The sequence below is a fragment of the Nitrospirota bacterium genome (genome assembly GCA_035516965.1).
Taxonomy (GTDB): Bacteria; Nitrospirota; UBA9217; order UBA9217; family UBA9217; genus MHEA01.
Map to the genome: position 1 here is coordinate 1 of DATIZR010000007.1, position 6,520 is coordinate 6,520.

Genomic DNA, 6,520 nt, shown 5'->3' on the forward strand with positions numbered 1-6,520 from the left:
TTCTGTTGAGTTCCGCATAGAGCCAATCCTTCTTGTCCTTGAACCAATAGTAGCTCGCGGCAAAGGCAGGCATGCTCAGCAAGGTATCCTTACTGATGACAAACAGCCTGGTGATCAGGGCGGTTATGAGCCCCTTGGCGACGATGAAGATCGTGATCCCTCTCAGAAACTTGCCGTTCGCGATAAGGTAAAGGCCGTACACTTTCGCGGGGATCATGATGAGAAAAGGGACACAGAAGAAGACCAGCAATAGATACTGATTCTGTCTCGCGATGAACACCTCGAGCCGATGCACCGTTTTCAGCCGGCTGACCCTTTCCATCAGGGCCAGAATACTGTCCCAGACCCAATCTTCAAACAGCATCCAGATTGCGGCGAGGACAATAAGGATCAGCCGGCTGATTCGCCTAACAATATTCTGTTGCTTCATCGATATTTTCGCCTCTGGTGCGGCAGTAACGGCGGGGAAATACCGCCGCTTGATTTCGGGATTCCTGCCAGCCATACCTGTTGATAGGCACCTCTGGATTCTTACCGCGTGTAGTAACCATCGAGTACACAGACTTTATTGAAAGATTTGTTCTCGGTGTTCTCAGCGGTTAAGCTGTGGTTCCATTTTTCACCCTGTTTTTTTGACAATGCCGACACTACTTCTTGCCGTTTCCGGAGTTCCGAGCTGTAAAGAATAGCCTCTTAAAAGGATAGAGAATTCTGCCGTCCGACTGCAGGGGGTAATATGCCTTGCATTCGTCCAGGACTTCCTTCTCGAAGTGCGCCCGCTCGCCGTCATTCCGCAGGCTGTCGAGATAGGGCTTCATGGCCGTGCTTCTGTACCACTCGATCAGTTCCTGATGAGAATTCAGAATATGATGATACGTTGTTTCCCAGAGGGCGATCTCTCTTGTGCGGGAAACGAGCAGGTTATAATAATATTCGGCGTTGTGATAGGTTATCAGCTGCTCGCGCCCGGACGTGGAAGGGCACCATCGGGCACTCCGGGCAATTTTTATGATTATTTTGTATAAGGGCGATTCTTGATTCGCCGGCGCCTGAATTGCCAATATGCCACGCTTGTTTACCAGCTTGAACAGTCGACGGAGCAGGCTCTCGTGATCGGGAATCCAATGGATCACCGCGTTGGAAAAAACAAGATCAAAGCTCCGGTCCGTCTCCAGGCTAGCTGCGTCCCCGATGATCCACGTCTGGTCCGGAAAGTCCGCCCGGGCCCGCTCAATCATCTTTTCCGATTTGTCGATGCCAATGATCTCGGCGTGGGGCCATCGTTCGCGTAAGATTCTCGTGCTGTTGCCCGGGCCGCATCCAATGTCGATAATGGATTCCGGATTTTCCAGGGGGATCCGCGCGACCAGATCGAGGGAAGGCTGTGTTCTCTCCTGTTTGAATTGCAGGTATTGTACCGGGTCCCAGTCAGGCACTGCCATCTCCTTTTGACCCCTGGAGCAACAGGCGCCGGATGAACCCAGATAGGGGGCCGAGTTTCATTCCTGTGAGCATTCAAGTGGACGCCATGGGGTGGTTGAGAAAAAGTATAATGGAAATATTCCCTGTGATAAAGCGGAAAAGAGCTTTCGGGGAGAAGAGACATAGGTCAGGGGAGCCGGTTGGGAGGGGAAACATCCGCGGCCAGTGAAGACCTCAGGAAGACCTGCGGTCTCTGTAATATCTCCTGTCCTCTCCGCTTCGCCGGTCAGTACCCCCGTACTTCAGATCATCGAATTTCCTTCGATCCCCGCCTGATCTCCGGTTGTTCATTGACCGGGGTAATTTTCTTTTCATAGGCCCTTTCTGTCACCGTCGAAAGCAGCGCACAGCACTCATGACCGGACGAGGAAATTGACGGCACTTCGCCTGACGAGGATGCCGCAGGGCGGAGGACAGTCGTCATAATGCTAAACTATACCATAAAGTCGATGCTGTTCAGGGGGAAAATCGGTGACGGGAGGACTTGCTGCGGAATTCCGGTGCTCTTTTTTAATCCGCCCGGACAGCCGCGTCTTTGGAAGGGCGTCGATTACCGGTTCGCGTATTCTTTCTGCACTTCCGGGATCAGCCGCTGGTAGTCTTCGTAGGGGACCTTGGATTGCCAGTTGCCGGTCAGCATCCCGATCCCGACCACGAGATAGAACAGCGCGATCAGGATGACCGGGAAGAGCCAGGCCTTCACCACGCGCACCTTCTTGCCCACGCTGAATGTGAGGTCGAGCGCCCCTTCCGCCTTGCACCGGCTCACGCAGGTGAGGCAGCCGAAACACTCCGCGGACCTCACGACGGTCTTGCTCTCCACATCGATCTGGGCGGGGCAGTGCTTCGTGCAGGCGTGGCAGTGGGCGCATTTTTCCTCGCTCCGTCTGACGGTGACGGGGCTCAGCCGGCTGAGCAGCCCGGCCAGCGCGCCGTAGGGGCAGAGGTAGCGGCACCAGAAGTTCTTGTACAACAGCGAAAGCCCGGCGAGGGCGACCAGGACCCACAGGGTGACGGTCGTCATCTCGGTGAAGAACTTCATCATCCGCACGTCCACGACCTTGTAGTAGTCGGCGATGAAGAACAGGACCATCATGTTGGCCGGCATGGCGATGCCGATCAGGACCACGAACAGCCCGAGCAGGACGTATTTGAGCGAGCGGAGCGAGATGTCGGTATAGCCCGTGATGCGGAAGTTCTTTCCAAAGATCCGCTCCCCCGCCATCCAGGCATACTGCGAAAGCGAGCCGATGGGGCAGATCCAGCCGCAGAACCCCTTTTTCATGACAAGGGAGACGCCGAGAACCGCAACGAAGAGGAAGAACCCCGCGGGGTGCATGGGTTCGATGATGCCGGTCAGGATGAAATACTTGAACGCCATCAGCCCGCCGATGGGCAGGAAGGCGTCGACCGACGCCGGACGTTCGACAATGGGCCTGCCCGGCGTTTCGAAATGCTGGACGAACAGGAAGAACTGGTAGCCGATGTACAGGGTCAACAGGAAAAAGGCAAATTGAACCGCATACCGGACCGGTCTGATATAGGTAGGTTCTCGGAACATACTGAAGAATACTCCCTACGGCTTCTTTCCGGTATGATAAATATCATACATGAAAGACGCGGCGGCAGTGGTGGACAGGAGCAGGGGCCTGGAAAACACCCCGTCCTGTACGAGCACCTTGATGACCGCCCCGGGCACCGAAGGGGAAATATAGCCGTACGAAACGCGATTGTCAATACTCCGGATCGCTTTCTGCATGATTTTGTCGATCGGCCTTGGAATGCGATTGCTTCGGTTCTACCGTCAAGCGCTGCAATCACTCAAGACCCAGCTGTCCGCACAGGGACGCGCCCACGGCCCGGAGCGCCGTGAGGCCCCTGATCTCATTCTGCGACAGGGCCAGGATTGCCATTGGCAGACCGCCGGCCAGGGATTTGAGCTCAGCCACGTGCGCGGCCTGGACCGCCTGCATGGACCGGAGCGTGCCGGAGTCGGTAGCTTCGATCACGCCGTTGATGACCATGCCTCTGATATCCACCCGATACTCGCGCAGGGTCCTCATCAGCCGCTCGACATGCCTCGTGACGAGCGCCTCCGGGTTCGCGACCACGACGAACTCCGTCCGGTCATGGACGAACCGGGCAATGCGCTCCGACAGCCGTATCCACTCATCCATGGTGGCGGAGATCGACCGCCTGCCAACCAGTTGCTTCCCGATCTTGTCCAGGCCCTCGAAGACCTTTGCGCCTGCTGTCAGATGCCGCCTGATGAACTGCGGCATGTTCAGGAGGTTCAGGGTCTCGCCCGCGGGCGCCGTGTCCCAGATGATGCGGCCAAAGCGGTTGCTCTCGATCATGTCCACGATCAGGTCGAGCATCGTCTCTTCGCGCAGAGACGGCGCCGATCCGATATAGTCCAGGAGCTGGTGGCGCGATTCCCCGTCCAGGGCCTCCAGATCGACGAGCTGGCACAGGATATCGGAGAAATCCCTGCTGAACTTCTCCTTCCAGCGGCCCACGATGGACTCCTGGCTGATCTCAAAGCCAAAGAGGTCCCTGTCGATCTGTCTGACCTCGTCGCCGACCGGCACATCGAAGATGTCCGACAGGGAGGGAGTCATGTCCGAGGTGATGATCAGGGTCCTGGCGCCCCTTGCTGCGCAGTGCGCAGCGACAGCGGCCGAGCAGGTGGTCTTGCCCACCCCTCCCTTGCCGCCGAACATCGTGACCGGCTTGTTGGTCATGGTTCGCTCCGTCCCTCCTGTGCGTGATGTGTTCACACGAGATACTCTCAACCAGAAGACGCCCGCGTGTCCGGGTCCATTTTCTTCGCAAGTATTGTTCGCATGGTGGTCTTCCGGCTTTTCAGGGTTGGCCGTCTCGATCGGGGCGGCGGGAACCGTCAAGCGACAGGCTCTTGCCTCGCAAAGACCGGGCGATCAACGCGCGCGACGGACCAGTTCCACCACGGTAACCTCGGGCGGGGAAAGAACTCGGACCGGAGGGCCCCACGTACCCGTGCCGCGGCTCACCCGGAGGATTGAGCCGCCGGGGAGGTCGAACTTGCCGGCGATCAGCGGATAGGCGATCTCAACGATATAGGTGAAGGGATAGATCTGGCCCTTATGCGTGTGGCCGGACAGCTGAAGGTCGAACAGGGCCGATGCCCGGGCGTCCACGAGCGGACGGTGTTTGAGCAGGAGGATGAACTTGTCCTTCGGCAACCCCGCCAAGAGGGCAGCTTCCGGCTCAGGTTTGTCGATCTTGAACTCCGCGCCGGCCGGATCGTCGACGCCGGCGATCGTGATCGCGTTGTCCTGCACCGCTTCGCGGCGCAGCAGCCTGAACCCCGAGTCCCGCGTGAATTTCAGGGCCTCGTTGATTCCCGCGTAATATTCGTGGTTGCCGGTGACGGCGAACTTTCCGTGCGGTGCCTGCACGTTGCGCAGGAGTGCGGCTAGGCCCTGCATGCTGTTGATCTGGGCGTCCACGAGATCGCCGGTGGATACAAAGACGTCCGGCTTTTCCGCTTCGACGATTGTGAGGATCTTCTTCAGGCGCTCCTCACGGATGATCAGACCGAGATGCACGTCCGATATCTGGACGATCTTCAGCCGGTCGATCCCCGCCGGGAGCTTGGCGGTCTCAATCCTCAGCCGCTCGGTCCTGATGGTTTGCGCGGAGACATACCCGTAGAGCGTGATCCCGAAGGCCAGCCCCGCGGCAGCGAAGAAGAAGATCCTTGCCGGGATGATGACTGCCGGACCCGGGGCGCCCGCTGCCCACCCTGCCCCGCGCAGAACGAGGTTGATCGCCTCCAGGACCAGGGAGGCGCAGAAGAACAGGAAGATGCCAGCCATCCAGAGATAGGCTGCCGAGGAGAGGGACCGCGCCGGCAGATCATAATCGTTCCGCTCGAGCACGCGGATGAGGAACGGCGCGAGGACCATGAGCAGCATGAAGCCTGCCACCCCCGCTGCGGGCCAGGCACCGAGGGCCAGTGCGTGCCGCGCACGGAAAAACGCATACACGTGCATGCCGCCGTAGACCGCGAAGAAGGTGAGAATAAGAAGGCTCATCTGCCGAAACTGACCCCCATGCCCTCGGACGCCCGCACCATCTCTCCATCCGGATCGACCAGCTTCAGATTGCTGATGGCGTTCTCAAGCGGAACCGACGTGATGCGGGGAGGCTGGTAGGAGACCATTTCCCCGTATTTCTTCTGCGCGATCAACTCCACCGCCGCCGCGCCGTAGCGCGTGGCGAGAAGCCGGTCGAAGGGGCAGGGGCTTCCTCCCCGCTGGAGATGGCCCAGCACGGTGACCCGCGTCTCGATGCCAGCCCGCTTGGCGATCTCGTCGGCCACCTTCTCGCCCATACCCCCGAGCCGGAGAACATAGCCGTCCGCAGCCATCTCGCGAACGGACATCTCGCCGCCCGCCGGCTTCGCGCCCTCGGCCACGACCACGATGCTCGATTTGCTCCCGCCTCTTTTCCGCTCGAGCAGTCGCCCCACGACCTTGTCCATGCTGAAGGGGATCTCGGGGATCAGGATCACATCGGCGCTGCCCGCCATGCCCGCCTCCAGCGCGATCCATCCCGCGTACCGTCCCATCACTTCGAGCACGATCACCCGCTGGTGGCTTTCCGCCGTGGTATGGAGCTTGTCGAGCGCCTCGGTCGCCGTATCCACGGCGGTCTGAAACCCGAAGGTCACGTGCGTCGCCATCAGGTCGTTGTCGATCGTCTTGGGAACGCCGATGACCGGGACGCCGAGCTTGTGGATCCCGTGCCCGATCTTGAGCGAGCCGTCTCCGCCGATGACCACCAGGGCATCCAGTCCCAGCTCCCGGATGTTGTTCAGCGCCTCGGGGGACCTGTCCTCAACGATCTCCTTCCCCCCCACGACCGTCTTGTGCGCGAACGGGTTGCCGCGGTTCGTGGTCCCGAGGATGGTTCCCCCGACGAACAGGATCCCCCGCGTGTTCCACGAGGTGAGCTGCCGGGATTTGGTCGGCGTAAGCAGTCCCTCGAACCC

At 59.4% G+C, this 6,520-nt stretch carries 7 protein-coding genes; all 7 read right to left on the bottom strand.

Annotated elements, in window-relative coordinates; all coding sequences use genetic code 11:
* The coding region (locus VL197_00645; protein HUJ16482.1) for a hypothetical protein at positions 1–505 on the bottom strand (505 nt) is incomplete at its 3' end.
* A 142-nt stretch (positions 506–647) separates the two neighbouring features.
* Positions 648–1,436 (bottom strand): methyltransferase domain-containing protein, encoded by a 789-nt coding sequence (locus VL197_00650; protein HUJ16483.1) that lies wholly within the window; start codon positions 1,434–1,436, stop codon positions 648–650.
* A gap of 596 nt (positions 1,437–2,032) precedes the next feature.
* Complete coding sequence (locus VL197_00655) at positions 2,033–3,043, bottom strand: 4Fe-4S binding protein (protein ID HUJ16484.1); 1,011 nt, start codon at positions 3,041–3,043, stop codon at positions 2,033–2,035.
* Between the two features lie 15 nt (positions 3,044–3,058).
* Positions 3,059–3,241 (bottom strand): hypothetical protein, encoded by a 183-nt coding sequence (locus VL197_00660; GenBank protein HUJ16485.1) that lies wholly within the window; start codon positions 3,239–3,241, stop codon positions 3,059–3,061.
* Positions 3,242–3,299: 58 nt separating this feature from the next.
* Positions 3,300–4,226, bottom strand: coding sequence for an ArsA family ATPase (locus VL197_00665; protein ID HUJ16486.1), 927 nt, complete (start codon positions 4,224–4,226; stop codon positions 3,300–3,302).
* A gap of 195 nt (positions 4,227–4,421) precedes the next feature.
* Positions 4,422–5,561, bottom strand: a complete 1,140-nt coding sequence (locus VL197_00670) for a metallophosphoesterase (protein HUJ16487.1) — start codon at positions 5,559–5,561, stop codon at positions 4,422–4,424.
* A partial coding sequence (locus VL197_00675; GenBank protein HUJ16488.1) for an ATP-dependent 6-phosphofructokinase occupies positions 5,558–6,520 on the bottom strand: 963 nt, incomplete at its 5' end. The genes VL197_00675 and VL197_00670, both read right to left, overlap by 4 nt.

Coding starts and splice junctions, on each gene's coding strand:
- VL197_00655 (HUJ16484.1), bottom strand. CDS start 3,043: ATGTTCCGAGAACCTACCTATATCAGACCGGTCCGGTATGCGGTTCAA.
- VL197_00660 (HUJ16485.1), bottom strand. CDS start 3,241: ATGCAGAAAGCGATCCGGAGTATTGACAATCGCGTTTCGTACGGCTAT.
- VL197_00665 (HUJ16486.1), bottom strand. CDS start 4,226: ATGACCAACAAGCCGGTCACGATGTTCGGCGGCAAGGGAGGGGTGGGC.
- VL197_00670 (HUJ16487.1), bottom strand. CDS start 5,561: ATGAGCCTTCTTATTCTCACCTTCTTCGCGGTCTACGGCGGCATGCAC.